Raw genomic sequence first — 24,744 nt, 5'->3', positions numbered from 1 at the left:
CAAATCGCGCTTGAAGAACAACCGAAGGAGGGTCGCGCAATGTTGAAGAGATTTCTGGGGCTGACCGGTATGGTGGTATCTGCCGCCTTGATGATCGCAAGTCCCGCATCCGCAGAGCTGAAGGACATTCTGGAAGCCGGCAAGATCAAGATTGCCACACCGGAAAACTTTCCGCCGTTCGGCTCGCTCGGCAGCGAAGGCGAATATGAAGGCTATGATATCGACGTCGCCAAGATGATTGCCGAAGATCTCGGCGTCGAACTGGAGCTGGTGCCCGTAACGTCCAAGCAACGCATTCCGTTTCTGGAAACCGACAAGGCCGATCTGGTGATTGCGACGCTCGGAGCCAATCCGGAGCGCGCAAAATCGATCTGGTTCTCTCACGCCTATGCCCCGTTCTTCTCCGGAGCTTTCGCCAAGCCTGACGTTGCGGTGTCCACCATCGACGATTTCTCAGGCAAGAAAATTGCCGTGACCAGCGGCACGCTTGAAGATCTGGCAATCACCGCGGATGCGCCGGAAGATGCCGAGATCATCCGCTTTGGCGACAACGCCGCCACCATCGCGGCCTATGTGTCCGGCCAGGCCGATGTCATCGTGACCGGTAACATGGTTGCGCTCAGCATTTCCAACGACAACCCGGACTTCAATCTGGAAAACAAGTTCATCATCGCCAATTCGCCGTCCTTCATCGGGGTGAAGACAGGCAACATCGACCTGCTGCAATGGGTCAATGTTTTCGTTCTGCACAAGAAGCTGAACGGCAAGCTCGATGAACTTTCGAAAAAATGGCTGAAGACGCCGCTGCCGCCTCTGCCGGCCCTTTGAGGCCTGCCGGCTGAATGCCTGAAACGCGCGGTGGCAAGCCGCGCGTTTTTTGTTTTCACGAGGGAAAATGCGAGGTTACAGGCCTCTGAAAATCTAGTATCCCCCTGCCATGATGTTTCGCAGTTCGACCGCCGGGTCAGGGCCGGCTCCAATTTACGCCACGCCTTTCGGGGTCTGGGCCATTGTCGCCCTTTGGGGGCTCGCGCATATCCTGCTGAGGGCACTGAACACGCCCGTACTCGGTACGGACGACATGTTCGAGAACGTTCTGGTGCAGACACTGGAGCCCGGCTACATGCTGCGTCAGCCGCCGCTTTACGAGTGGCTGCTGTGGTCTGCGCAGCAAATGTTCGGCCCGACGATCTGGGCGGCGCTTTTCGTCAAATACACCCTGATCTCGATTGCCGCACTGTTTCTGTTTCTGGTTGCGCGCAAGGCTATCCGGGATACGCGCATTGCAGCCTTGTGTGTCTTTTCCTATTCGCTCTTCTACCAGTTCGGCTGGAACCTTCATGAAGGCGTCACCCACACGGTGGTTCTGACCACTGCCTGTGCCATGAGCGCCTTCTTTTTCCTGAAGGCCTTGGAGACGGGACGGCTCGGCTTCTACGTGTTGTTCGGCATGGCGGCCGGGGCAGGGTTGCTCGGCAAGCATTCCTACCCGATTTTCGTGCTGGCCCTGATCCTGGCCGCGGCCAGCGACCCGGCGTGGCGCAGCCGGCTGCGTGTTGCCGGCCTTTTGCTGGTTCCCTTTGCGGCGGCACTGGTCTACAGCCCTTACGCCTACTGGATCTTCAGCGAGGGGCTGAAGCTGCTGGCATCGGTCTCCGACACCATGGGCGTCAGCGCTGAGACATCACATCTGATGCGCGCCGGCGAAGGGCTGGGAAAACTTGCCTTCGGTCTTGTCGGCTTTTCCGTTCCGCTGGTGCCTCTGTTGCTCCTTTTGTTCTGGCAACGCTATTTCGACCGCAGGCGGCCTGAAATGCAGGCTGTCAGCGACGTTGCGCGCCTATGTGGGCGAACGGTTCTGGTGATGATCCTGCTCACCGCTCTGATGATCGCGATCACCGGCGCGACCTATGTCAAGGAACGGCACATGCACCCGCTGCTTCTGCTGTTGCCGGTGTGGTTGTTTGCCGATCTGGAACGCTTCGGTTTTGAAAAGCAGTGGCGTTGGCTGACGGCCGTTGTTCTGGCGGTTGTCGCGGTCGTCTTTCTGGCCCGGGTGCCCGGGTTGATCGCGCCGGACAAAACCTGGTGTGGAGGCAAGTGCCGGCATATGAAGCCCTATGCGGATCTGAAGGCGCCGCTGGCCGAACTAGGCGCCGCGGACGCGACACTGATTGCCGACGATGGTTACACCGGCGGCAATCTGAGAGTTCTTTTCCCTGAGGCCCGACTGGTCACCAAGGCCATTCCGGCGAGAACACCACCACGCGCGAGCTGTTTCTTCATCTGGGAAGAGGGCGACGGAGAGCCGGAAGTGCCTGCGGCTGAGCGCTTTCAACAGGTGGCTTTCTGGGAGGCTGCCGATCTGCTGGAGGCGACATATCTGACCGGTGCCTGGCCGCATTTGTGGAAAGCGCCCGGTTGGCGGACAACGTGGTGGGGCGTTGCGAAGCTCCCGCCCGACAGCCCCATCTGCCGTTGACCGTACTCTTTCCTGACCAGAGGCGCGAACCGATCATGCCGGACACAACTGCCCCAACCGTATCCATCGAGAAAGCCCGCCCGGAGCACCTTCGCGAGATTGTTGCCATCATCAATGCAGGCGCGACCAACGTTCGAAAGGACAAGGAGTTTGCCGACTGGCAGGACTATCGCGCGGCGTTTGACGCGCTTGTCGCCGCACCCGAGTGCGACATCTACGTTGCGCTTGCCGAAAGCGGCGAGGTGGTCGGCACCTTCCAGATCCATTTCCTGAAGGGCCTCGCCTTTCAGGGGCGTCCCCGGGTGGAACTGGAAAGCGTTCACGTGCGCGCTGACCAGCGCGGCACCGGTGTCGGGCGGCTGATGATGGCAAGGGCTGAAGACCTGGCACGGCAGGGCAACGCCTGCATGGTGCAACTGACGTCGAACAGGGAACGCGAAGGCTCCCATCACTTCTACAAGCGCCTTGGCTATGACCAGAGCCATCTCGGCTACAAGAAGATGTTCGTCTGAGCCGTCATTGACCTGCTTATGGCTGGAAGGGCGTGCCCTGATGGAACCTCAATTTCCAGGAGCCGTCCTGTCTGCTCCAGATCGAACTGCGGTTTGCCCGGTCAACCTCTCCGCTCTCGCGTCTGACTTCGCTGACATAGGTCACGAGCACCGAATGCGTGTCGATGGCCGTGAACTTCAGGCGAGGCAGGGGCAGGCTCACATCGATGGGCTGCGCGGCGCTTGCCGGCAGGATCAGGTCTTCGCGTGAATAGACCCGGCCCGATCGGCCGAATTCGAAAAAGTCGTCCGCGAAAACCCGGTCCATCAGAACCGGGTCGTAACGCGTTTCCGCCTGCCACAGGCTTTCTTCCAGCCGTGTGAGCGTTTCGACATCTTCTGGCAGAAGAGATGTGTCAGGCATGAGTTCAGGCAGACCTTGAGAACGGGCGCAGTCAGTCGACCCGGCGCCAGGTTTCCTTTTCACAGACATTGAAAACAACACGGACGCAGCCCTGCACTTCAAGGGCGGACGCGTTTGTGCGACGGACCGTGGCATTTGCGCTGAAGCCGCGCCGCGGGTCGTAGACCCGGCCCTTCCAGCCGTCCTTTTCGGGGGCAAGGCGCCAGAGCACGGTCAGGCCGAGCACCTTGCGTTTGCGCTTGCTGGCATCCTTGTTGTTTATGTCCGGCGTGTTTTCCATGGAATAGCCTTTGGGGGCCGGAAACCGGACAATCTTGCCACAGGGCACCTTGCCGCATTTTTGAATCTGGATGATGGCACCTGCCGGTGTCTGCCATTTGCCGTTTATGTCCGGGGCAGCAGGGGCTTCACCGCCCGAACCTGCAAGCAGAAGCGCAAACAGACCGATGCGCGCGTAAAGTCTGGAAGCCGGAAAAGCCGAACCAAAGAAAGAAAAAGGAACCAAGATTATCCCCCGCCGCAATGCTGGTGACGACTGCGCCACAATCTGTGACCGGCAATTGCGACGGAGGAAAGGCCAAATCGACTGATTTGGCGATTTCGGGCTCTGTTCAGCCGACTATTGCACCCGTTTCCAGGTTTCCCCCTTGCAGATCAACCCGCCCATGACGCAGCCCTCCAGCTTCAGCGCGTTGGCGGATGTCAGTTCGATGAAACCAGTGTAGGTCTTGCCGTCCTCGGCGTTATAGACCTTGCCCTTCCACTGGTTGTCCTTGTCGGTCGGCTTCATCGCCTGAACGATCTGAACACCCAGCAGCGGCCGATCCCGCTTGGCGGCGTCCGGGTTCTGCGTGTCATTGCGCGGGTCCCGCAGCCAGATCAGCTTGCCGCAGAGGGAGCCGCCGCAGGGGCTTATCCGGATCTTGGAAGCCCCGTTGGGGCGAACCCAGTCGCCCGTGGCATCGCCGGCGAAAGACATCGTGGCCGAAGTGGTGATAAGGGCGCCTGCCAGAAGTGCGGACGTCAGAATGGTCTTGAGCATATGTTCCTCCCAAAGCGGAATGCCTTCCGTTTACGGAAAGGGAATGTATAGCCCAGGAAACCAGCTGAAAAGCCGTCACCCAACGTCACGTCCACCGAAAATCCGTCCGCAGACCGAAAGAAGGGAACGCGGTCCGATCTGAAGTGGCCGGGAGGAAACCAGGTCAGACAAAGAGATGTGGAAACGAATCCATGGTGAACAGAAGGTTGATCGGCCTTGTCAAATTTTCGGAGAATGTGATTGATTGAAAAGGGAAAATCGCTGCCACATACTTACCGCAATATGAATTTCAGACTTATTTAAAATTTTATTCGCATTACGTTAAACCTGTCTTTTAACGCCCCTTTTAACTGCTGCTGATGAAGTAGAGCTCAAGAAACAACGGGGAAAGCTTCGCGAAAGCTTGTGTTTCTTAGATCGGTCCGTGCCAGGCACTTGTGTTCAGAAACGCGACCGGTTGGCAGTAGGGAACCGGAACGGTGGATCCAGAAGGATCGGTTCGTTCCATAGAAGTCAAAAAGACGAAAGGGGAGCGTTATGGCTCGTTTTGAAATGCACTCGGCCGATATGGCCATCATCGGCGAAAAGGCGGTTACCGCTGACATCCTGTTCCAGATGGGTCTGGACAGCGCATGCGGCCGTCACGGCGCGACGGATCTCATCACCGCGCACAAGTGGTTCAATATTGCCGCTCTCAAGGGCAACAAGGACGCAGCACGCTACCGCAAGGAAATCTCCGGTGAAATGTCCACGTCCGAGATCGCCGAAGCGCAGCGTTCGGCTCGTGAATGGCTGTCGATGCATTGAACCGGACGAAGGCTGCCGGCCGTACGGCACCTGAACCGAATTTTACAACCTGACGCGGCAGCACAGTTTTCTGCCGCGTCCAGTTCCCGGACATTTGCCGGGACCGATCCCGTCAATGGATCGGCGCCAGACCGTATTCGTCCCAGAGCGACCGGTCGATCGGCGCACCAAGGGCATATTCGAACCCGCTGACGATCTTGCCGCTGGCATCCAGCCGGCACCGATAGGCGATCTCATACCAGACCCGGTTGCTTCTGAGCGCACCGGCGGGCACGACAATTGTATCTTCCTTCTGAAATGAATTGCGGAAAGCATGCGGCGCAAGCCGTGTCGGCTTGAAGCCGGGACGCGCATGACGCACCTGCTCCATCGCCTCCAGCGCGCATATCTGCTCGCGCCCGTCTTCACTGGTCAGGGTCGGCAGAAACTCGCGTGCCTGTGCGGAGCGCGGGTCGTTCAAAACGTCATTGGCAAAATAGGTGTTGGCGGTAACCCATTCTTGTTCGGGTTTGGGGGCAGAAGACGGCGGGGCTGTCTGTTCCGGCAAACGGGCACTAGAGGAGGGCGGCTGGTCCGGAGCGCTCGTCGAACCGGGAGCCGGATCGGACAAATTCTGCGGTGGAACGGCCGCAGTCTGCTGCTGGCTTTCTTCAACGCCCTCCACTGCCGTGTCCGGCACGGGCGGGGGCAGGAATTCCGGAATGATCTCGACCGAGACGGGCTCAGGCGGATCCGGCACAACGCTCCGCCACAGGGCTGCATCGCTCAACACCGCATAAAGCGCAAGGTGCAGCCAGAGCGCACAGATCCACGGAAACTTTTCCGCGACAAACCGTGTCATATGCGTCGGAGGTGCGAGCTCGGCTATGGCACTTCTCCGATACCCGGGCAAGTTGAAGAGGCCCGCATCGCATCAAAGGACTGCGGCTGAATTATGAAGGGGCGACGGAATATGAGCGCCTTTGAGAGTGGCACATGATGGAGGTCAGAGCACGCGCACACGCAGCCGTCTGATTTGCGGTTTGTCTATAAGACCTCAAGCTGCCTACGGTCCGGTTCCGCAACGCAGCTCAGCGAGTGGCTTTCCCGGAAAGTCAGGAGCGTGACACCACTCTGCTGGTAGCAAAATCAGATTGATCTGTTATCGCTTGAACGCTTGAAAGTGAGAGATCTTTCAGAACGCTTTCGCAGTAAATCTTCAGGATGCTCTCATTCGCTTGATTGAAGATCAGGCGATACAACCGTGGAACCGGATGGGTCGTCTACCGCGGAAACCTTTCCAACCACGGTTGCCGTGCCGCCTTTGTTGCGCAGCGTTCCGTTGATCATGCCGTCAAACGTCACCTGACTGTTTTCCCCCACGATCAGATCGCCGTTCAGAATGCCGGACATTTTGAACGAGACGTTTGGCGCGACAGAAATATCTCCGTTTGCGATGCCGCTGAAGCGGCTGTCGTCGGTAATCGTCAGTGGCCCATCGATTATTCCTTCGATCTTTCTCATCGGAATTTCCTAAGTATACCGGCCCGAGAAAGGGGCCGCGATGATACCGACGCATCCTAGGGGCAAAGCATACTGCCGTACAACCTGTTGCCGGGTTTCTTCGAAGGTGACGAACAGCCGAGCCGAACCCAAGTTCTCAGACAAATTGATTGGGTTCGCAGCGTCGATGTTTGCAGGGCGGGAAAAGCGTGATTGTTCGGTGCGCAAAACGAGCCTTAGTTATCAGTCTGCGTTTCAAACGAAGTCACACACCGGGCTTCGAGAAGCGCGCTCTGCAGCACATAGCGCGGCACGGGGGACATTGGTCTTGGTTTTGTCGTCACAATCCAGCGTATCTCCATTCGCCCGCACATTATTTCGGCACAGGGCCACGCAGCAGGGGGCGTGGAAAACCTGCTCTGCAAATCAAAAAAGGGCTTGCTTCCCAAGGCTTCGGCCTCTAAACGGAACGAACCGGAGAGGTGGCCGAGTGGTCGAAGGCGCTCCCCTGCTAAGGGAGTAGACGGGCAACCGTCTCGAGGGTTCGAATCCCTTCCTCTCCGCCACTTCTATCCTGTCGCTGCCACCATCGGCTTCTTGAGCGCATGGCTCCGGGGTCGGACGTTGTGCTCGCTCCCGCGCTATTTTCCCCTCAAAGTCATCCCGCTCCATCAGCACCTGCTGCAAAAGCGGACGGTATTTGCTTTCTGTCCGGAACAGTCCGCAGCCTGTGTCTCAGGCTGGGGCTGATAACAGGTTCTCGGCAAGGGCGGGCAAATCGGTGAAGGTTGAAAAGACCACCGTGTGCGGGATCTCGGAGACCGGCCGTTTGCGGTAGCCTTCGCTGAACAGTGCGAACGGCACGGCGGCATTGACGGCGGTTTCGGCGTCGACTTCACTGTCTCCGACATAGATCACCGGTCCGCCGCCGAGGGAGGAATGCAGGTAGTGCAGGCCCGCCGGGTCCGGTTTGCGGCTGGTCAGGCTGTCTCCGCCCACCAGCGCGTCGAAGAAATGCGACAGGCCAAGGTTTTCGATAATCTTTTCGGCCGGCCGCTGTGGCTTGTTGGTGCAGATTGCCAGCGTGTGTCCGGTCTGCTGCAGGTGGGCGAGCGTTGCTTCAACGCCCGGGTAGGGCGCCGTCAGGTCTGTCGCATGCGCCTGGTAATCCTCCAGAAAGCTCGAAATCAGACGGGTGCGGTCCCTGGACTTCAGATCAGTGGCATCGATCATGCGATCGACCAGCGTCGGAATGCCGTTGCCGATGAAAGAGCGGATGGTCTCAAGCGGCAATGCTGGCAGGCCTTCGCCGTGCAGCAGTCGGCTTGCTGCTGCGTGCAGATCCTGAGCGCTGTCGATGAGCGTTCCGTCGAGGTCGAAAATCAGGATCGGTTTCATGCAGCCTTCCATTTGATGGAGCATCCTATGGACGAGATCTGATCTTCCGGCCCCTTGCCGGTTTCAGCCACCTGCCGCATTGCTTCGAACAGGTCACGCCGAAGGTCCGCGGGGCCGGTTTCCCGGCGCGACGCATCAAGACGTCCGCGGTATTGCAGTTCCAGCGCGGCATTGAAGCCGAAGAAGTCCGGTGTGCAGGCTGCGTCATAGGCGCGGGCGACAGACTGGTCCGCATCATAGAGATAGGGGAAGGGGAAGTTCTCCCTGGTCGCCAGTTCGGTCATTTTCTCAAAACTGTCTTCAGGATAGCTCTCGGCGTCATTGGCGCTGATCGCCGCAACGCCGATGCCAAGCGCCTGAAGGTCGCGTGCATCGCGCAGGATCCTGTCGCGGACAGCAACCACATAGGGGCAATGGTTGCAGATGAACATGATCAACGTGCCCTTGGGGCCGGCTATGTCGGACAATTTGTAGGTCTTGCCATCGGTTGCGGGCAGCTCGAATTCGGGAGCTTTCCAGCCGAAATCGCAAACGGGTGGAATGGCGGCCATCGTGTCGTCTCCCCTTGGAATGATGCTCTGTTTCAAGTGGGGAGAGTAGGTCAGCCCTTTGCAGAATTGAAGGGCGCAGACGGCGGAAATTCGCTTGAAGGAAAAGCCGGTCCGGAAATCCGGACCGGCACGGCGCTGTTTCTTCAGAACCAGGCTTGTTCAGGATCGGGCAACGGGATCGCGTCGAGCAGGGTGCGTGTATACTCGGCCTTCGGATTGGCAAAAAGCTCTGCTGTCTCGGAGTTCTCGACGATCTCGCCCTTGTAGAGCACCAGAATGCGGGTACACAGCCGCCGGATGACCGAGAGGTCATGGCTGATGAAGGCCAGCGTCAGGCCGAGGTCCTTGACGAGGCTCTCAAGCAGGTTGAGCACCTGCGCCTGGGAGGACACATCGAGCCCGGACACGATCTCATCCGCCAGAATGAAGTCCGGCTTCAGGGCAATTGCCCTTGCAATCCCGACCCGCTGGCGTTGACCTCCCGACAATTCGTGCGGATAGCGGTTTGCGAAATGCCGGGGCAGGCCAACCATGTCGAGCGCTTCATCGACACGGCCCTTGATATTCTCGAGCCCCTGAAGGCGCAGCGGCCCGGCGATGATCCCGCCGACCCGCCGGCGCGGGTTGAGCGATGACATCGGGTCCTGAAAGATCATCTGGAAGCGCCGGCGCAAGGGCCGCAGGCTGTCCTCATGAAGATGGGTGATGTCGGTGCCTTCAAACAGGATCGCACCGCTGTCCGGCTCGATCAGGCGGATCAGAGCCCTGCCGAGTGTGGATTTGCCCGACCCGGACCCACCGACGATGCCGAGGACTTCGCCCCTGGGGATGTCGAAGGTAAGCCCTTTCAGAACGTCGATGCGCGGCGCGGCGCCCAGAAGCGGCTTGCGGGACATATCCGGAAAGGAAACGCGCAGGTCTTTCAGTTCGTAAATCGTTTCGCTCATCGCCGGGTTCCTGCCCTCGCTTGTTCGTCGAAAGCAGCCACCTCGGCTTCCACGGCCGCAATCACACTCTCAGGCACCTGCGTCAGCGACCCTTCCGGGTCCGTGTACTTCGGCGTTGCTGCAAGCAAGGCCTTGGAATAGGCATGAGACGGCGCGGCAAAGAAATTCGTGACGGTGGTTTCCTCGATCACCTTGCCGGCATAGAGCACGCTCAAGGACTGGGCGATCTTCGAGACGACACCCAGGTCGTGGGTGACGAACAGCAGCGCGGTGCCGTGGCGTTGCTGCATTTCGCGGATCAGCTTGAGGATCTGCTTCTGCACGGTTACGTCCAGCGCCGTTGTCGGCTCATCCGCGATGATCAGCTTGGGTTCAGCGGCAAAGGCGGAGGCGATCAGGATGCGCTGGCGCATACCGCCGGAAAGTTCGTGCGGGTAGGCTCTCATCACCCGGTCGGGCGACTGGATGTGGACTTCCTCCAGAAGCTCCAAAGCCCGCTTCTCCGCATCCGGCCGTTTCCAGCCGAGAATATCCACCAGCCTGTCGGTGATCTGCGGCCCGACGCGGCGGGATGGATTGAGCGCGGTGAGCGGGTCCTGTGGTATCAGGGCCGCCCGGGCACCGATCCGCTGGCGTCTTGCCTTCTGGGAGAGCGTCTGCAGGTCTTCCCCGTCAAGCAGGATCTTGCCGCCGGTCAGCCTAGCAGCCTTTGGCAGAATGCCGAGAACAGCCTTGCCGATCATGCTCTTGCCGGCACCACTTTCCCCGACCAGAGCCCGCACTTCACCCGGCGCCACATCTAGCGAGACATGCCGGAGCAGCGGCATGCCGTTCTTCAACTGGACCGTCAGGTCCTGAATGGACAGAAAGCTCATCGCAGCACCGGATCGAAATGGTCCTTCAGGCCTTCACCAAGCTGGGAAAAGCTCAGCACCGTCAGGAAAAGGGCGAACAAGGGAAACACCAGAACCCACCAGGCCTGATAGATCGAAGTGCGGCCTTCGGCGATCATGCCGCCCCAGGTCGGCTGGTCGGTGGAAATGGAGAGGTTCACGAAGGACAGGATTGCCTCGACGATCACCGCAATGCCCATTTCCAGCGTCAGCAGGGCAACGATGGTCGGCAGCACGTTCGGCAGGATCTCCGTCAGAGCCGTGCCGAAACGGGTGCGGCCGGCAACTTGCGCCGAAGCCACATAGTCCATCGCGCCCTGTCCCATCGCCTCTGCCCGCACCACGCGGGCAAAACGCGTCCAGTCGATGACGACAATAGCGATAATGACGGACATCAGCCCGGTGCCGAGAACCGCAATCAGCAGGATCGCGAAGAGAACCGGCGGGAAGGCCATCCAGATATCGATGAAGCGCGAGATCACCAGATCCGCCCAGCCTCGATAGTACCCGGCGATGAGGCCGAGGGTCGCCCCGATGAGGCAGGTGAGCGTTCCGGCAACCAGCGCCACGATCAGCGCCAGCCTTGCGCCATAAAGCATGCGGCTGAGCACGTCGCGGCCGAGGCTGTCGGTCCCCAGGAGATAGGCCGGATCGGCGCCCTGTTCGAAGAAGGGCGGCAAGCGCCCGGCGAACAGATCCTGCGCCAGCGGGTCATGCGGGCTGATCAAGGGGGCGAATACGGCTGCCAGCACCAGGAAGGTGAGCCAGCCACCGCTGAGCCAGAGCCTGATGCCGGGCAGGCGGCGGATATGTCCACGGGCGTCACGCATGGCGAAGCCTCGGGTTCAGGGCGGCATAGGCCATGTCCACCACCAGATTGACCATTGTGAAGAGCAGGGCAAAGATCAGGACAATGCCCTGGATCAACGGCAGATCGCGGTTGATCACCGCGTCGATCGCCATGTTGCCGAGACCTTCGTACGAAAACAGACGCTCGATGATGACCGTGCCGCCGATGAGGAAGGTGAACTGGACGCCGATCAGCGTAAGTGTCGGCAGGATCGCGTTCGGCAAGGCATCGCGCAGGATGATGGAACTTTCCGCGTAGCCCTTTGTCCGGGCCAGGGTGATGTAGTCGTCGTGCATGCATTCCTTCAGGGATTGCTTGAGGAGCTGCAGGATGATGGCTGCCAGCGGGATCGCCAGTGCAAGCGCTGGCATCAGCATGTGGCCCATGAGATCCAGGACCACGTCGAACCGGAACCGGGCGAGCGCTTCGAACAGATAGAAGTTGGAGCTGAACTCGAACCCGAGCGACGGAGAGATCCGGCCGGAAATGTGAAACAGCGGCCACAGGACACCGAACAGCAGGATCAGCGCCAACCCCCACAGGAAATCCGGCAGGGACAGCGCGATGCCGCCGGCAACGTCGATCCCTCCCTCCACCTTTGAGCCGCGGTAAAGCGTTGCCGTGAGCGCGGCCGCACCGCCGATGACAACGGCTATCAGCAGCGCCATCACCGAAAGTTCCAGCGTGGCGGGCAGACGGCCGATCACCAGGTCATAAACCGGCTGGCGCAGGGTGATGGACGTGCCGAAGTCGCCCTGGACCACATTGGAGATCCAGATCAAGAATTGTTCGAAAATACTCTTGTCGAGCCCGTAGAGCGCTTTCAGCCGGTCAATATCGGCATCGGTCGCCCCCGGAGGCAGCATCATGGCAATAGGGTTGCCCGGAACGACACGAATGACCACGAACACGATGAGCGCGGCCCCGAACAGGGTAATGAGCGTTGTGATGAGGCGCGTCAGCAGCGCGCGCACGATTTGCATGACGGTATTTGGCCCAAAAAATCGGAAAAAAGCCGCCGCAACACCCTGGGAGCAAGCTTTGGAGGGTGTTGCGGCGAAGGCGGGTTCGATAATTCCGGTTTTTAAGAGCGCGTCATCAAGGCCGGCAGCAGCGCGCCGGAAGCGTGCGGCGTGACCTTGACCTTGTCGCTGTGCAGGATCGGCTGAACGTACTGCAGCAGCGGAATGACCAGGGCGTTGTCTGCGATGTAGCGGTCAACGTCCTTCCAGCCTTCAATACGCTTGTCCTCGTCCGCCTCACCCCACAGCGGCAGGATCTTCTGCATCAGTTCTTCGCCATCCCACACGGAATGCGGCGAGGGCCCAAACATGGCAAAGCCTGTCGAGGTGGTCGGGTCGCCGATGGCATTGCCCCAGTTATAGAAGGCTGCCGGGGCCAGCGTATCCGCCGCGCGCAATTCGTAATGCTTGGCGATTTCATAGACTTCGATTTCCGCCTCGATGCCGATCTTGCGCCACAGGCCGACGATAGCCTGGATGATTTCATAATCCTTGGGCTTGAAGCCGCGTGTGGTCTGGATCTTGAACTTGACCGGATTGTCCGGGCCATAGCCGGAAGCCGCCAGCAGCTCCTTTGCCTTGTCAGGATCGTAGGGAACGGTGATGGAGGCATCATAGGCGGTGTAGTCGGGTGTCTGCAGCGTGTCGATGGGAACGCCGTAGCCCGACAGAAGCCGCTCGATGATGGTTTTCTTGTCAATGGAATAGGCCATGGCCTTGCGCACGTTCTCGTCCAGCATCGGATCGACATCGTTGATGAAGATCATGCCGATATCGGAGATCGGTGCAGCGGTGCCGACGATGCCGTCGTTTTCCTTCAGCCGGTCGAATTCCTCGTAAGGCATCTCCAGCGTGACATGGGCATTGCCGGACATCACTTCGAATGTGCGGCTGGAGGCGTCGGTGACGAACTTGATCGTGACCGTCTTGAATTCCGGTGCGCCGCCCCAGTAGTTCTCGTTGGCTTTCAGCCGGACGAAGGCATTGCGTTCGAACTTGTCGACCATGTAGGGCCCGGTGCCGATCGGCTTGGCCTCGAACCCCTCCGCGCCGACTTCCTCGTAGTATTTCTTCGGCATGACGTAGCCGGTCAGGAAGCTCATCCATTTGAAGATGGTCGGCTCGTATTCCTTGACGTCGGCGGTGATCTTGTTGCCGTCGATCTGGAAGTTGCCGATCTTGCCCCAGATGAACTGGATCGGGTTGCCGGTGTCCGGATTACCGGCGCGTTCCAGCGACCAGACAATGTCTTCCGGGGTCAGCGGGTCGCCATTGTGCCAGGTAACGCCTTCGCGCACGTCCATCCAGACTTTCGACTTGTCTTCGTTCCAGCCCCAGGCGGTGATGATGCCCGGCGCAAAGCTGAGGTCGGTGTTCTGATGAATGAACATGTCGAACACGGACTGGTAGATGCCCTGGATGGTCGGGTTGACCGCGGACGGGCCGACAGTCGGATCCCAGCTCGGCAGGTTGACGTTGTAGGCAATCACCAGTTCTTCGATGTCGCTGGCAAAGGCAGGTGTTCCGACGGCTGTCAGCAGACCGCTGGCAGCCGCACTTTTAAGCAGTGTGCGTCTTGAAACTTTCATTGTTACTGTTCCCCATTTTTACCTCTGGAGCCGGTGCGTTTCTTTTTTGCGCTATCCGGCAAGTTTTTGTGCGAGCAGATATCCGGGCCCCGCACCGGTGCCTGCACCCGGCCAGACGGCGGCGCCGGTGTGGTAAAGGTTTCCCACCGGTGTTGCGCCGTCGGCAAAGCCGCGTACGGGCCTGAACATGAAATGCTGGGTCAGGTGATGGCTCCCGCAGACCTGGTCTCCTCCGACCAGGTTGGGATTGTCCGCCTCCAGCTGGGCGGGCGATACGATATGGCGGCCGAGGATCTTGGCCCTCGTGCCGGGGGCATAACGTTCCAGGATGTCGAGCGCGCGTTCGGCAAAGGGTTCCGCCGCTTCGCTCCAGTCCGTGGCCGTGATCTTGCCGGCGGCATCCCCTTTGATCGTCCCGGGCGCCATGCGCACCTGGAGCCAGAGCACGTGCTTGCCCTCCGGCGCTCGGCTCGGGTCGACAACGGTAGGCTGGCCGCACACGATCACCGGTTCATCCGGCAGCAGGCCGGCGCGCGCCTGGGCATAGGTGCGCGCCATCTGGTCTAGATCCGGCGCCATGTGCACATAAGCGAATTTTTTCAGGTCTTCGCCGGCAGCCCAGTCGGGCAGGGCGTCCATCGCCAGATGGATCATCATCGTGCCGGGCGCATGGGCGAATGTCTTCAAACCGAGATCATAGCGCTTGTCGCCTGTCTCGCCCGCCAGTTTCAAAAGGGCTGAAGGGGCAACGTTGGCAATGACGGCCTTGCGAGCCATGATCTGCCGCCCGTCGCTGAGCTCAATGCCGCGTGCCTGTCTGTTTTCGACAATGACCCGTGTTACTTCCGCATTGCAGGTCACCGATCCGCCGCTCGCCTCGATCTGCGAGACCATGGCCTTTACGATCGTGTCAGCACCGCCCTGGCCCAGCACCATGCCGAAGGCCTGGTTGGTCATGCCTTCCAGGTAGGGAAACAGGGCGCCACCTGAAATGTCGGGTGCAAAATCAAGATGCATGCCCCAGGCGGCAAGAAGCGCGCGCACCTTGGGCGAAGTGAAGGTTGCGTTCAGCCAGTCGCGCGGGGCGGAAAGCAGAAAACGGCCAAGATCCAGAACGCCGTCCGCACCGCTTTTGCGCCACTGCTTGAACAATATATATGCAAATGCACGTTTTTTTGCTGGGCTGCCCAAGAGGGAGAACAAGGTCTCCGCACGGCCGGGGAATTCCGACGTCAGCGTGCGCCAGACTTGAGCATCTTCCGCGCTGACTTTTTCGATTCGTGAAGCGGTCGTCTCCAGGTCGTTGCTGACCCCAAGCCAGGTGCCGTCCGGAAAAACGGAAGAGAAACAATCGGATGCAGGCGCGAATGCAAGCCCGTGACCGCCCAGTTCCTCTGCGTATTGCTTGAAGAAAGCGGAACCAGCGAACAGGGAAAGGTTCATGGCCGCCCAGTCATGGCGAAACCCCGGAAGCGTGTATTCGCCGGTCTTGACGGCGCCGCCGGGCTCTGCCGCGCGTTCGAAAACGCCGATTTTCCAGCCCTGGGCAGCAAGGTGAACAGCGCAGGCCAGGCTGTTATGCCCGCTGCCGATAATGACGCCGTCCAACATCTCTGTCACGATTAATCCCCTCCATCGTTCGAAGAAGATAATTGCAAATACAAATAAATCTGTCTAGCATTGAATTGTGATAACGAGCCGACAGGCCACAGAGGTACAGAGGGAACGAATATGTCTGCACAGAGCGCGCTCAGCGGGCTTGGAGCAAAACTCCTGTCCGGAGAAGTGGAGGTGGTGGATTGCACGGGCGTTCTGGGTCCGAATACGCCGATCCTGCAGCTTCCACCTGATTTTGCAAAGAATACGCCGAAGGTAGAGATTCACAAGATCAGTGAATATGATTCCGATGGCCCGTTCTTCGCCTGGAACTGGATGGTTCTGGGGGAGCATTCCGGCACGCACTTCGATGCACCGCATCACTGGATCACCGGGAAAGACTACAGCGACGGTTTTACCGACACCCTGGACGTCCAGCGTCTGATTGCGCCGGTCAACGTGATTGACTGCTCCAAGGAGAGCGCGGCGGACCCTGATTTCCTGCTGACCGCGGATTTGATCAAGGCCTGGGAAGCCGAGCACGGCGAGATTGGTGCCGGCGAGTGGGTGGTAATGCGCACCGACTGGGACAAACGCGCCAACGACGAGGCAGCGTTCCTCAATGCCGATGAGACCGGCCCTCACAGCCCTGGACCGACGCCGGATGCCATTGAATATCTTCTGTCCAAGAAGATCGTCGGTTGGGGCAGTCAGTGCATCGGAACCGATGCCGGCCAGGCTGGTGGTATGGAGCCGCCGTTCCCGGCGCATAATCTGCTGCATCGAGACAATTGCTTCGGTCTGGCCTCGCTTGCAAATCTCGACAAGCTGCCGGCCAAGGGGGCGATCCTGATCGCCACGCCGCTGAAGATCGAGCGCGGCACGGGCAGCCCGATCCGTGCGCTGGCTCTGGTCGCGAAAGCCTGAGGCGACCCGGGATGGCCGCTCCGCATGTCATCGTAGGGTCCGGCATCAACGCTCTTGTCGCGGCAGCCATGCTGTCGCGGCGGGGAGAGCCGGTCCTGCTTCTGGAACGCTCTGACGTCCTTGGCGGCTGCATGCGGACCGAGGAAATCACGCTGCCGGGGTTCCGGCACGATGTCATGGCGGCCACCTTTGTCCTTTTCCTGACATCGCCTGCCTACGCGGAACTGGCGGAAGATCTTGGCCGTCACGGCCTCGATTTCTGCCACTCTCCGCATCCGACCGCCGTTTTGCGGCCGGGAGGCGAGGCGCTCAAGCTGACGACGGACCGCGCGGCCAACATTGCCGCCTTCGATGCCCTTGCGGCTGGAGACGGCAAACAGCATGAAGCTGATGTCGGCGGTATCGAAGCCGATGCGGAGTTTCTGTTTGCCTTGCTCGGCGGTCCACTCTGGTCCGGCAAGATGGCGCGCCTGATGCTCAGTCAGGCCTGGAAGCGCGGTCTCGGCGGCTTGAAGGCCTGGCTCGGCACCTGTCTCCAGCCGGCACGCGGCTGGCTGGAAGGAAGCTATCAGAGTGAGACCCTGCAGGCGCTTTGGGCGCCCTGGGTTCTGCATACCGGCCTCACGCCGGAAAGCACCTACTCGGGCCAGATGGGCCGTGTGATCGCATTTGCGCTTGAAGCTGCCGGCGCGCCGGTGGCAAAGGGGGGCTCAGGCTCCGTGCCGGAGGCGTTCAAGCGCCTGATTGAAGCCAAGGGTGGCAAGATCCGGACGGGTGTCGATGTCGAACGTGTTCTGGTGAAGGACGGCAAGGCGGTCGGCGTCGAAACGACGGACGGAGAAACCATCAAGGCGCAGTCGGTGATTGCATCCGTCACGCCGACACAGCTTTACCAAAGGCTTCTGAAACAGGAGCCTCTTCCCGAGCAAACGCGGACCTATCGCTACGGCCGTGGCAATTTCCAGCTTCACTATGCTCTCGACGGGGATCCGGACTGGATTGCCGAAGGTCTGGAAGATGTGGCGCTGATCCACCTGACGGACGGCATCGACGGTGTTTCCAAATCCGCCAACGAGGCCGAGCGGGGCCTGCTACCGGAAATACCGACGATCTGCGTTGGTCAGCCTCACCGGCTTGACCCGTCGCGCGCACCGGAAGGCAAGGGCATCCTGTGGCTTCAGATACCCGATGCCCCGCGCACGATAAAAGGGGACGCGGCCGGCAAGATCGAGACCGGGGCCGAATGGACCGAGACTATTCGGGAAGCCTTTGCCGACCGGTTGGAAGACATCCTCAGGCGGCATATTCGTAATTTCGATCAGATCAAGCTTGCCCGGCGGGCCTACTCGCCGGCGGATCTGAATACCCTCAACATCAATCTGGTCGGCGGCGACCCCTATGGCGGGGCTTGCAGCATCGATCAGTTTTTTGTCTGGCGCCCCTTTGCTCATTCCGTTAATAGCGCCACCCCAATCCGGAACCTCCACATGATCGGTGCTTCGACCCATCCAGGGCCGGGGCTCGGTGGCGGGTCCGGTTACAACCTGGCGAAATGGATGGGTGCATGAGCGACGAGGATCAGACGGACGCAATTTTGGAAGAGGCCCGCTTGCCGCGGCTCGGTGAGATCGGACTGGAAAATTTTCCGCCTTATCTGATGAACCGCATCATGGGCCGTTACAACGCCGCGCTGCGTGAGGAGATGGCCAACCTGGGCCTGACGACACCAAAGATGCGAGCTCTGGCCGTGCTGTCCGTGGTTGACGGTCTGCTGATCCGGGAGCTCGCCATCTACGCGGTTGTCGAAGTCTCGACGTTGAGCAGGGCGCTGGACGCGCTTGAGCGGGACGGACTGGTGCGACGGATTTCCGACAAGGAAGACAGCCGAGCCGTCCGTATTCACCTGACGTCCAAGGGGCGCGACACCCACGAGCAGCTTTGGCCGCATCTGGCAGGTGCCTACCGGCAGATGTTCAAAGGCATCAGCGACGCGGATCAAAGAGCTTTTGTCGCCACGCTGCAGGCAATTTTGAAGAACGTGCGCAAGCACCCGATATAAGTTGATCGCGTAAGGAGGGGCCGATGGCCGAAAGGTCGTTCAAGGCTGAGGTAGAGCATCTTCGCAAGGGAACTGGAGACACCTTCACGGGTGAGGGCATTCTGGCCATCACGAAGGCGCTTCTGGAAAATGGTGTCGGCTATGTCGGCGGCTATCAGGGCGCGCCGATCTCACATCTGATGGATGTTCTCGCCGACGCCGAGGATCTTCTGGGCGAGCTCGGCATTCGGTTCGAGGCCAACGCCTCCGAAGCGGCCGCAGCTGCCATGCTGGCCGCCTCCGTGCATTACCCGATACGCGGCGCCGTCACCTTCAAGGGCTCGGTCGGTGTCAATGTCGCCTCGGATGCGCTGGCCAATCTGGCGTCTTCCGGTGTCACCGGTGGCGCGCTTGTCATCGTTGGCGAGGATTACGGCGAAGGCAGCTCCATCATGCAGGAGCGCTCCTACGCCTTTGCCATGAAATCGCAGTTCTGGCTGCTGGATCCAAGGCCCAACCTGACGTCGATCGTCAAATCCGTTGGTGATGGTTTTGCCCTGTCTGAGGCCAGCAATTCGCCGGTCATGCTGATGGTGCGTATCCGCTCCTGCCACGTCACCGGCCGGTTCGAGACCAGGGACAATGTGCCACCGCCGCTTTCCGTGCGCGATGCGCTGTCCAGTCCGATGCGCGACTTCAAGCGGGTGGTGCTGCCGCCCATGTCCTATGCCCATGAGCATGACAAGATCGACAACCGCTGGCCGGCAGCCGAAAAGTTCATTCTGGAAAACCGTCTGAACGAGCGTTTCGGACCGGCAGAGGGCAAGGTCGGCATCGTCTGCCTCGGCGGCATCTACAACAGCGTCATCCGCGCGCTGCAACGGCTCGGCCTTGCCGATATCAGCGGCAATACGTCGATTCCGCTTCATGTTTTGAACGTGACTTATCCGCTGGTCAAATCCGAACTTCTGGAGTTCTGCGCAGGCAAGGAAGCCGTGCTGATGGTCGAGGAAGGCCAGCCGGAATTCATCGAGCAGCAACTCGGCGCCATGCTCTACAAGGAGGGCCGGACGACAAAGCTGGAAGGCAAGGGTATCTTCCCGCGTGCGGGTGAATACACCGGCCAGATCATGCTCGACGGCCTGGATGCCTTTGTCCGCCAATATGCGCCGGAGCTCCTTCCGGGCAAGGTGCTGGCGCCGAACACGCCCAAGACGGAATTGCCGGATCTCACCAAAACGGTGCCGATCCGCCCGCCGGGCTTTTGCACCGGCTGTCCGGAACGTCCGATCTTCGCCTCTTTGAAGATGGTGGAGCAGGAAGTCGGCCAGCATCAGATCACCGGTGACATCGGCTGCCACCTCTTTGCCTGCCTGCCGCCCTTCGAAATCGGCGGCTCAACCATGGGCTATGGCCTCGGGCCGGCCTCGAACGCCGCCTTCGATGGCGGCGGAGAGAGACGGGCGATCTCCATCATTGGCGATGGCGGCTTCTGGCACAACGGCCTCAGTAGCTCCATCGGCAACATGGTGTTCAACAAGTCCGACAGTGTCGCGATTATCGTCGATAACTACTATTCGGCGGCAACCGGCGGGCAGGACATTCCCTCCAGCCGGGCAAAGAACGAGACCAAGTCGACCAACAACCCGATTACGAAGGCGCTTCAGGGCGCCGGGGTCAAGTGGATCCGGCAGATCGACCGCACCTATGATGTCACCCGGATGCGCGAAACCATCCGAGAGGCACTGACGACCGAATATGACGGTCCGAAGGTGATCGTTGCCTCCTCCGAGTGCATGCTCAACCGCCAGCGTCGGGAAAAGCCCTTGCGCAACAAGGCGATTGCGGGTGGTGAACGGGTCGAGATACCCCGGTTCGGGGTCGATCAGGACGTCTGTACCGGCGATCATGCCTGTATCCGCCTATCCGGATGTCCGTCGCTCTCGCTGAAGAAGCTGGATGATCCGCTGCGCGACGATCCGGTGGCCCACATCGACCAGTCCTGTGTCGGTTGCGGCAACTGCGGCGAAGTCGCCGATGCGGCAATCCTGTGTCCGTCCTTCTTTGAGGCGAAAGTGGTTCATAACCCGACCGGCTTCGAAGCCTGGTATGCCGGGCTTCGGACGAAAATCATTTCCTGGCTGCAGACTCGGCGGGCCGGTGCCCGTCTGACGTTTACCGGGGAGGGCGCGTAATGTCTCTTTCATTGCCACTCGATGCCAGACCGGCCGATCCGGCGCTCGAAGGGATCATCAAGCTCGCCATTCTCGCCGTTGGCGGGCAGGGCGGTGGCGTTCTGACGAACTGGATCGAGAGCCTTGCGAGATCGCAGGGCTATCATTGTCAGGCCACGAGCGTGGCGGGCGTTGCCCAGAGAACCGGCGCGACCATCTATTATATGGAAATGGCGCCGGGGGATGTTGAAGCCCCGGTCTTTTCTCTCGCCCCGTCTGCGGGCGATGTCGACATCATCGTTGCAGCGGAAATGATGGAAGCGGGCCGGGCGATCATTCGTGGCTTCGTGACCCCGGACCGCACCACGCTTATCGCTTCGAGCCACCGCATGCTCGCGGTTTCCGAAAAATCCGTGCCGGGTGACGGCATGGCGTCCTCGGAAGAGGTGAAGGCTGCGGCTGAACTGGCCGCACAGAAGCTTGTGCTGGCCGATATGGATACCGCTGCCCTAAAGGTCGGCTCCGTGATTTCCGCCTCCCTGTTCGGGGCACTGGCTGGCTCCGGTGCTCTGCCCTTCGAACGGGCAGCCTTTGAAGACGCCATTCGTGCAGGCGGCAAGGGCGTGGAAGCCAGTCTGAGGGCTTTTGCTGCCGGTTTCGATCTGGCGAAAAACGGTGAAGAACCAAAGGCCGAGGCCCTGAAGCCCGCTCATCAGGAAATCGTCAGGCCTGCAGGCCCGGACATGGCGCAAAAGGCCTGGGCATCTTTGGAAGCCAATGTCGCGGGCTTGCCGGAACCGGTGCGCGAAATGGCCCGTGCCGGACTGCGCAAGGTGGTCGATTTTCAGGACACGGATTACGGCGCGGAATATCTCGGCCGGCTGGAAGGTCTCGTCAGCCGGGACAGCGCGGAGAAGGATTACGAACTCTCCCGCGAGGCCGCGAAATACATCGCCAACGCCATGGCCTATGACGATGTTATCCGCGTCGCCGATCTGAAAACGCGACCGCAGCGGTTCAACCGGATCGAGTCGGAAATGAAGGTGAAGGACGGCAAGCTGCTGCATCTGACCGACTATCTTCATCCGCGCGCGGAAGAAATCGTTGGCCTGCTGCCGGAAAAGATGGGCCGCAAGATGGAAAGCGATCCGGCGTGGATGAAACGCATCGACCGCTGGTTCAACCGTGGCCGCCGCATCCGCACCGACAGCCTGCGCGGCTTTGCAATGCTCTACTTCCTGGGTGGTTTGCGCGGCTGGCGACGCCGGACCCTGCGCCATCGGATGGAACAGGAGCATCTGGAGAGCTGGCTCAAGATGGTGTCGGGATACCTGCCTGACCGCTATGCCATGGCCGTTGAGGTTCTGAAATGCCGGCGCCTCATCAAGGGCTACTCCGACACCCATGCAAGGGGTCTGTCGAAGTTCGACAAGGTACTGTCGGGCGCCCGGCTGGTGGAAAACCGGGATGACGGCCCGGAATGGGTCGCACGCCTGCGCGAAGCGGCTCTCAAGGATGAAAAGGGCGCGGATCTCGACGGAGCGCTGAAGACCGTTGAGAGCTTTGCATGAGCCAATTCCGGTCCTGACTTAAGTGACGGATCGTCTCCCTCGATTGTGCCTCGGGCGAGCTTGGCGAGACCCGCGGGGCGCTCATGCGCGGAGCAGTTGAACTTCAAGATCGGTTCCCGGGAGAATGACTTCGAAGCAGGCGAGTGGCTACGTAAGCTGTATCTGATCAGGGTGTGTGGTTGCTGAGTTTGCGACCCATCCTTCGAGACGGCCTCACGGCCTCCTCAGGATGAGGGGTAGGTTGATGCGAGGCTGAAAGTTCCCCGAGTAAACCTGTTAACTTGTGCCAACCTCATCCCGAGGAAGCGCGAAGCGCTGTCTCGAAGGATGGGCGACATCCTCTGACGAAGCTCCCTCCCGGGGTTACCGGGGAAGCATTGTTCCCAGTTCCACCACCACTTCGCGAGCGGCGTCTTCAGAGGTCAGGATGCCGGGGGAGAGGCGGAGGGTTGCGCCGCGTGTGTCGGCTATAAGGCCTGCGGTGCGCAATTGGTCGAGCACCAGTGTCGCTTGATCGGCTGAGGCAAGGCCGAACATCAGACTGCCGCCACGATCGTCTTCCGCCCGGGGTGTGAGAAGTTTCAGGCCGAGCGCATCGGCACCATCAATCAGAATGCTGCAAAGATGCCTGTTGTGGCGCAGGATCGTTTCCCTGTCTGCGCTCGCATGCCACTTGAGCGCCGGCACGGAAGCGACTGCGGGCATGATCGAGGGCGTGCCGTTGTCGAAGCGGCGAATGTCCGGCGCATATTCGAAGGCGTCGATATCCCAGTTGAACGGGTTGTCCTGACTGAACCAGCCACGCAGTTCAGGCCGGCAATCGCGGATCAGGTCCGGATGAACGTAGAGGATACCGGCGCCAGGCGTACCGCACATCCATTTGAGACTGGTTGAGACGACAAAATCCACATTCGGTGCATCGACAGAAAAGGGCAGCAGGCCTGCACCCTGGGTGATGTCCACGCCGATGATGCTGCCCATCGAACGGCCATGGGCTACGAGGCTTTCGAGATTCGAACGTCGGGACGTGGTCGAGCTGATCCAGGTAATCAGGCAGATCGCGACATCGCGGTCCCATTCGGCGATCATGTCTTCATCGGCGACAAAATTGGCCCCTTGACGGGCCCGCACGGTCACCAATTCGAACCCGAGCCGTTCCTGCAGGCGGTTCAGCAGGAAGTGGTTGGACGGAAAACAGTCCGCAGCCACAAGAACCTTGCGGCCACGCAGCAGGCCATCCGGAAGCGCCCGCATCAGCATGTCGACGCCCTGGGTGACGTTTTCGCAGGTGGTCGCAGACCCTTCAGGCGCGTCGATTATTGCCCGCCAGTGATCGATAAATTCCGCACGCTTGCCCAGCAGGTAGGACCACTGCTGATCGTTTGGGGCACTCCAGACAGAGGCAAACTCCGCCATTGCGGCGCTCAACCCAGCTTCCTTGCCAGGATACTGTCCTATGGAATGATAGAGGAAGTAGCCGTCTTCCCTGGTTGTCATGCGGTCCCCCGAAAGCTCGTGTCCACTGGTCGGTGAGAATGCCGAATTCGGTCCGTTTCTGCATCAAACACGCTATTGACCCGCGTGGAATTATTCGTATACAGTTTTTCAGATAGTTCAAGCTTAAAGGACTTTTCAAGTGTCTGAAAATGGGTTGAATAAGCGAATGATCCGTTTCGGCCTGAATTGTTCCGTATACGATTTTGCCGGTGTGATACGTTTGCAAACTGGAGGAACTTGCTGGTGAGTGCCGGAAAAACATCCTCCCCCCCATCTGTCGCACAAAGCACCAGCGGCCAGATCCACGATCTGCTGATGGGCCGCATTCAGCGCGGCGAACTTGGTCAGGATGTCCGTCTTGTCGATACGGCGGTGGCCGCCGAGTTCGGTGTTTCCCGCATGCCGGCACGCGACGCGTTGATGCGACTTGCCCATGAAGGCTATCTGGAGCCGACAACGCGCGGTTTCATGCTGCCGCGGCTCGATCATCAGGAAATTCTCGAAATCTTCGACCTCCGCCGCCTGCTGGAGCCACGGGCAGCGGCCATGGCCGCGCTCAACCTGTCGGACGAAGAGCTGAAGGCCCTGGACGATATTCAGGCGGAGGCACACGCTGCCATGGCGGCGGAAGATATCGAACGGTTGCACCGGGCCTGCGAGATTTTCCGCAACAGCTGGATCGCTTCCGTTCCCAATGTTTCGTTGCGCAAGGCGCTGCAACGCTACATGACACAGGTTCAGGCCGTGCGCCTGATGACGTTTGCCGACCAGGCCAACCACCCGCTGATCGTTGCCGGAAACACCCAGCTTTACCAGGCGTTCTGCCGCCGGGATGCGGTTGCCGCCGGCGACAGGATCCTGCGGTTCGTGTTCGAAGGGGAGGCGGCCTACCTCCAGGCGCATGAAGAGATACGCAATCAGACCGCAACATCATCCGCGCAGGCAGGTTGAAGCGCAGAAGCA

The 24,744-nt window shown here is 60.1% G+C and carries 24 protein-coding genes and 1 tRNA gene; 11 read left to right on the top strand and 14 right to left on the bottom strand.

The window, feature by feature from the left end:
* Nucleotides 1-39: 39 nt before the first annotated feature.
* The 3 genes from V1T76_RS26760 (at nt 40) to V1T76_RS26750 (ending at nt 2,994) form a co-directional block, all read left to right on the top strand.
* Nucleotides 40-828 carry a transporter substrate-binding domain-containing protein gene (locus V1T76_RS26760; RefSeq protein ID WP_330563730.1) on the top strand — a complete coding sequence of 263 codons (789 nt, stop codon included), beginning with the start codon at nt 40-42 and terminating at the stop codon, nt 826-828.
* Between the two features lie 109 nt (nt 829-937).
* On the top strand, nt 938-2,482 hold the full coding sequence (locus V1T76_RS26755; RefSeq protein ID WP_330563729.1) for a glycosyltransferase family 39 protein: 1,545 nt from the start codon (nt 938-940) through the stop codon (nt 2,480-2,482).
* Nucleotides 2,483-2,517: 35 nt separating this feature from the next.
* Nucleotides 2,518-2,994, top strand: a complete 477-nt coding sequence (locus V1T76_RS26750) for a GNAT family N-acetyltransferase (RefSeq protein WP_330563728.1) — start codon at nt 2,518-2,520, stop codon at nt 2,992-2,994.
* A gap of 16 nt (nt 2,995-3,010) precedes the next feature.
* On the opposite strand, the gene V1T76_RS26745 is transcribed toward V1T76_RS26750, so the two are convergent.
* The 3 genes from V1T76_RS26745 to V1T76_RS26735 all read right to left on the bottom strand — a co-directional run bounded on the left by V1T76_RS26745 (nt 3,011) and on the right by V1T76_RS26735 (nt 4,439).
* Nucleotides 3,011-3,397, bottom strand: a complete 387-nt coding sequence (locus tag V1T76_RS26745; protein ID WP_330563727.1) for a nuclear transport factor 2 family protein — start codon at nt 3,395-3,397, stop codon at nt 3,011-3,013.
* 31 nt (nt 3,398-3,428) lie between these two features.
* Nucleotides 3,429-3,902 (bottom strand): DUF2147 domain-containing protein, encoded by a 474-nt coding sequence (locus tag V1T76_RS26740; protein WP_330563726.1) that lies wholly within the window; start codon nt 3,900-3,902, stop codon nt 3,429-3,431.
* 114 nt (nt 3,903-4,016) lie between these two features.
* The gene (locus V1T76_RS26735; protein WP_330563725.1) at nt 4,017-4,439 is read right to left on the bottom strand and encodes a DUF2147 domain-containing protein; all 423 of its coding nucleotides are present in this window, start codon (nt 4,437-4,439) and stop codon (nt 4,017-4,019) included.
* A 567-nt stretch (nt 4,440-5,006) separates the two neighbouring features.
* On the opposite strand from V1T76_RS26735, the gene V1T76_RS26730 reads away from it, so the two are divergent.
* A complete protein-coding gene (locus tag V1T76_RS26730; RefSeq protein ID WP_006931335.1) occupies nt 5,007-5,246 on the top strand; it encodes a hypothetical protein in 240 nt (79 codons plus the stop codon).
* Nucleotides 5,247-5,358: 112 nt separating this feature from the next.
* Here V1T76_RS26730 and V1T76_RS26725 read toward each other — a convergent pair whose 3' ends face one another.
* Both V1T76_RS26725 and V1T76_RS26720 read right to left on the bottom strand, forming a co-directional pair.
* Nucleotides 5,359-6,087, bottom strand: coding sequence for a DUF930 domain-containing protein (locus V1T76_RS26725; protein WP_330563724.1), 729 nt, complete (start codon nt 6,085-6,087; stop codon nt 5,359-5,361).
* A gap of 368 nt (nt 6,088-6,455) precedes the next feature.
* Complete coding sequence (locus V1T76_RS26720) at nt 6,456-6,749, bottom strand: hypothetical protein (protein ID WP_330563723.1); 294 nt, start codon at nt 6,747-6,749, stop codon at nt 6,456-6,458.
* Between the two features lie 455 nt (nt 6,750-7,204).
* Between V1T76_RS26720 and V1T76_RS26715 the strand changes: the two genes are divergently transcribed.
* Nucleotides 7,205-7,294: transfer RNA gene (locus tag V1T76_RS26715), tRNA-Ser, on the top strand.
* A 169-nt stretch (nt 7,295-7,463) separates the two neighbouring features.
* On the opposite strand, the gene gph is transcribed toward V1T76_RS26715, so the two are convergent.
* The 8 genes from gph to V1T76_RS26675 all read right to left on the bottom strand — a co-directional run bounded on the left by gph (nt 7,464) and on the right by V1T76_RS26675 (nt 15,589).
* The gene (gene gph / locus V1T76_RS26710; RefSeq protein ID WP_330563722.1) at nt 7,464-8,126 is read right to left on the bottom strand and encodes a phosphoglycolate phosphatase; all 663 of its coding nucleotides are present in this window, start codon (nt 8,124-8,126) and stop codon (nt 7,464-7,466) included.
* On the bottom strand, nt 8,123-8,677 hold the full coding sequence (locus V1T76_RS26705) for a thioredoxin family protein (protein WP_330563721.1): 555 nt from the start codon (nt 8,675-8,677) through the stop codon (nt 8,123-8,125). The genes gph and V1T76_RS26705 overlap by 4 nt, the downstream gene beginning before the upstream one ends.
* 143 nt (nt 8,678-8,820) lie before the next feature.
* On the bottom strand, nt 8,821-9,624 hold the full coding sequence (locus V1T76_RS26700; RefSeq protein ID WP_330563720.1) for an ATP-binding cassette domain-containing protein: 804 nt from the start codon (nt 9,622-9,624) through the stop codon (nt 8,821-8,823).
* Entirely contained in the window at nt 9,621-10,499 is an 879-nt protein-coding gene (locus tag V1T76_RS26695; RefSeq protein WP_330563719.1) for an ABC transporter ATP-binding protein, read from the bottom strand. The genes V1T76_RS26700 and V1T76_RS26695 overlap by 4 nt, the downstream gene beginning before the upstream one ends.
* The gene (locus V1T76_RS26690; protein ID WP_330563718.1) at nt 10,496-11,347 is read right to left on the bottom strand and encodes an ABC transporter permease; all 852 of its coding nucleotides are present in this window, start codon (nt 11,345-11,347) and stop codon (nt 10,496-10,498) included. The genes V1T76_RS26695 and V1T76_RS26690 overlap by 4 nt, the downstream gene beginning before the upstream one ends.
* On the bottom strand, nt 11,340-12,350 hold the full coding sequence (locus V1T76_RS26685; protein WP_330563717.1) for an ABC transporter permease: 1,011 nt from the start codon (nt 12,348-12,350) through the stop codon (nt 11,340-11,342). The genes V1T76_RS26690 and V1T76_RS26685 overlap by 8 nt, the downstream gene beginning before the upstream one ends.
* Nucleotides 12,351-12,451: 101 nt before the next feature.
* Entirely contained in the window at nt 12,452-13,978 is a 1,527-nt protein-coding gene (locus tag V1T76_RS26680) for an ABC transporter substrate-binding protein (protein ID WP_330563716.1), read from the bottom strand.
* Between the two features lie 51 nt (nt 13,979-14,029).
* Complete coding sequence (locus V1T76_RS26675; RefSeq protein ID WP_330563841.1) at nt 14,030-15,589, bottom strand: phytoene desaturase family protein; 1,560 nt, start codon at nt 15,587-15,589, stop codon at nt 14,030-14,032.
* A 120-nt stretch (nt 15,590-15,709) separates the two neighbouring features.
* Here V1T76_RS26675 and V1T76_RS26670 point away from each other — a divergent pair, with 120 nt between their 5' ends.
* The 5 genes from V1T76_RS26670 to V1T76_RS26650 are packed head-to-tail and all read left to right on the top strand — an operon-like array spanning nt 15,710 to nt 22,284.
* Complete coding sequence (locus tag V1T76_RS26670; RefSeq protein WP_330563715.1) at nt 15,710-16,501, top strand: cyclase family protein; 792 nt, start codon at nt 15,710-15,712, stop codon at nt 16,499-16,501.
* Between the two features lie 11 nt (nt 16,502-16,512).
* Nucleotides 16,513-18,069, top strand: coding sequence for a phytoene desaturase family protein (locus V1T76_RS26665; protein ID WP_330563714.1), 1,557 nt, complete (start codon nt 16,513-16,515; stop codon nt 18,067-18,069).
* Entirely contained in the window at nt 18,066-18,560 is a 495-nt protein-coding gene (locus V1T76_RS26660; RefSeq protein WP_330563713.1) for a MarR family winged helix-turn-helix transcriptional regulator, read from the top strand. Before V1T76_RS26665 ends, V1T76_RS26660 begins: the two co-directional genes overlap by 4 nt.
* Nucleotides 18,561-18,583: 23 nt before the next feature.
* On the top strand, nt 18,584-20,734 hold the full coding sequence (locus V1T76_RS26655; RefSeq protein ID WP_330563712.1) for an indolepyruvate ferredoxin oxidoreductase subunit alpha: 2,151 nt from the start codon (nt 18,584-18,586) through the stop codon (nt 20,732-20,734).
* Complete coding sequence (locus tag V1T76_RS26650; protein WP_330563711.1) at nt 20,734-22,284, top strand: indolepyruvate oxidoreductase subunit beta family protein; 1,551 nt, start codon at nt 20,734-20,736, stop codon at nt 22,282-22,284. The genes V1T76_RS26655 and V1T76_RS26650 overlap by 1 nt, the downstream gene beginning before the upstream one ends.
* Before the next feature lie 363 nt (nt 22,285-22,647).
* On the opposite strand, the gene V1T76_RS26645 is transcribed toward V1T76_RS26650, so the two are convergent.
* The gene (locus V1T76_RS26645; RefSeq protein WP_330563710.1) at nt 22,648-23,781 is read right to left on the bottom strand and encodes an aminotransferase class V-fold PLP-dependent enzyme; all 1,134 of its coding nucleotides are present in this window, start codon (nt 23,779-23,781) and stop codon (nt 22,648-22,650) included.
* Between the two features lie 243 nt (nt 23,782-24,024).
* Between V1T76_RS26645 and V1T76_RS26640 the strand changes: the two genes are divergently transcribed.
* Complete coding sequence (locus tag V1T76_RS26640; protein ID WP_330563709.1) at nt 24,025-24,732, top strand: GntR family transcriptional regulator; 708 nt, start codon at nt 24,025-24,027, stop codon at nt 24,730-24,732.
* The last annotated feature ends 12 nt before the right edge of the window (nt 24,733-24,744 follow it).

The sequence above is a fragment of the Roseibium sp. FZY0029 genome (genome assembly GCF_036350355.1).
In the GTDB taxonomy this organism is placed as follows: domain Bacteria; phylum Pseudomonadota; class Alphaproteobacteria; order Rhizobiales; family Stappiaceae; genus Roseibium.
Note: the sequence above shows the minus strand (reverse complement) of the source record. Positions and strands in the feature narration are given on the sequence as shown.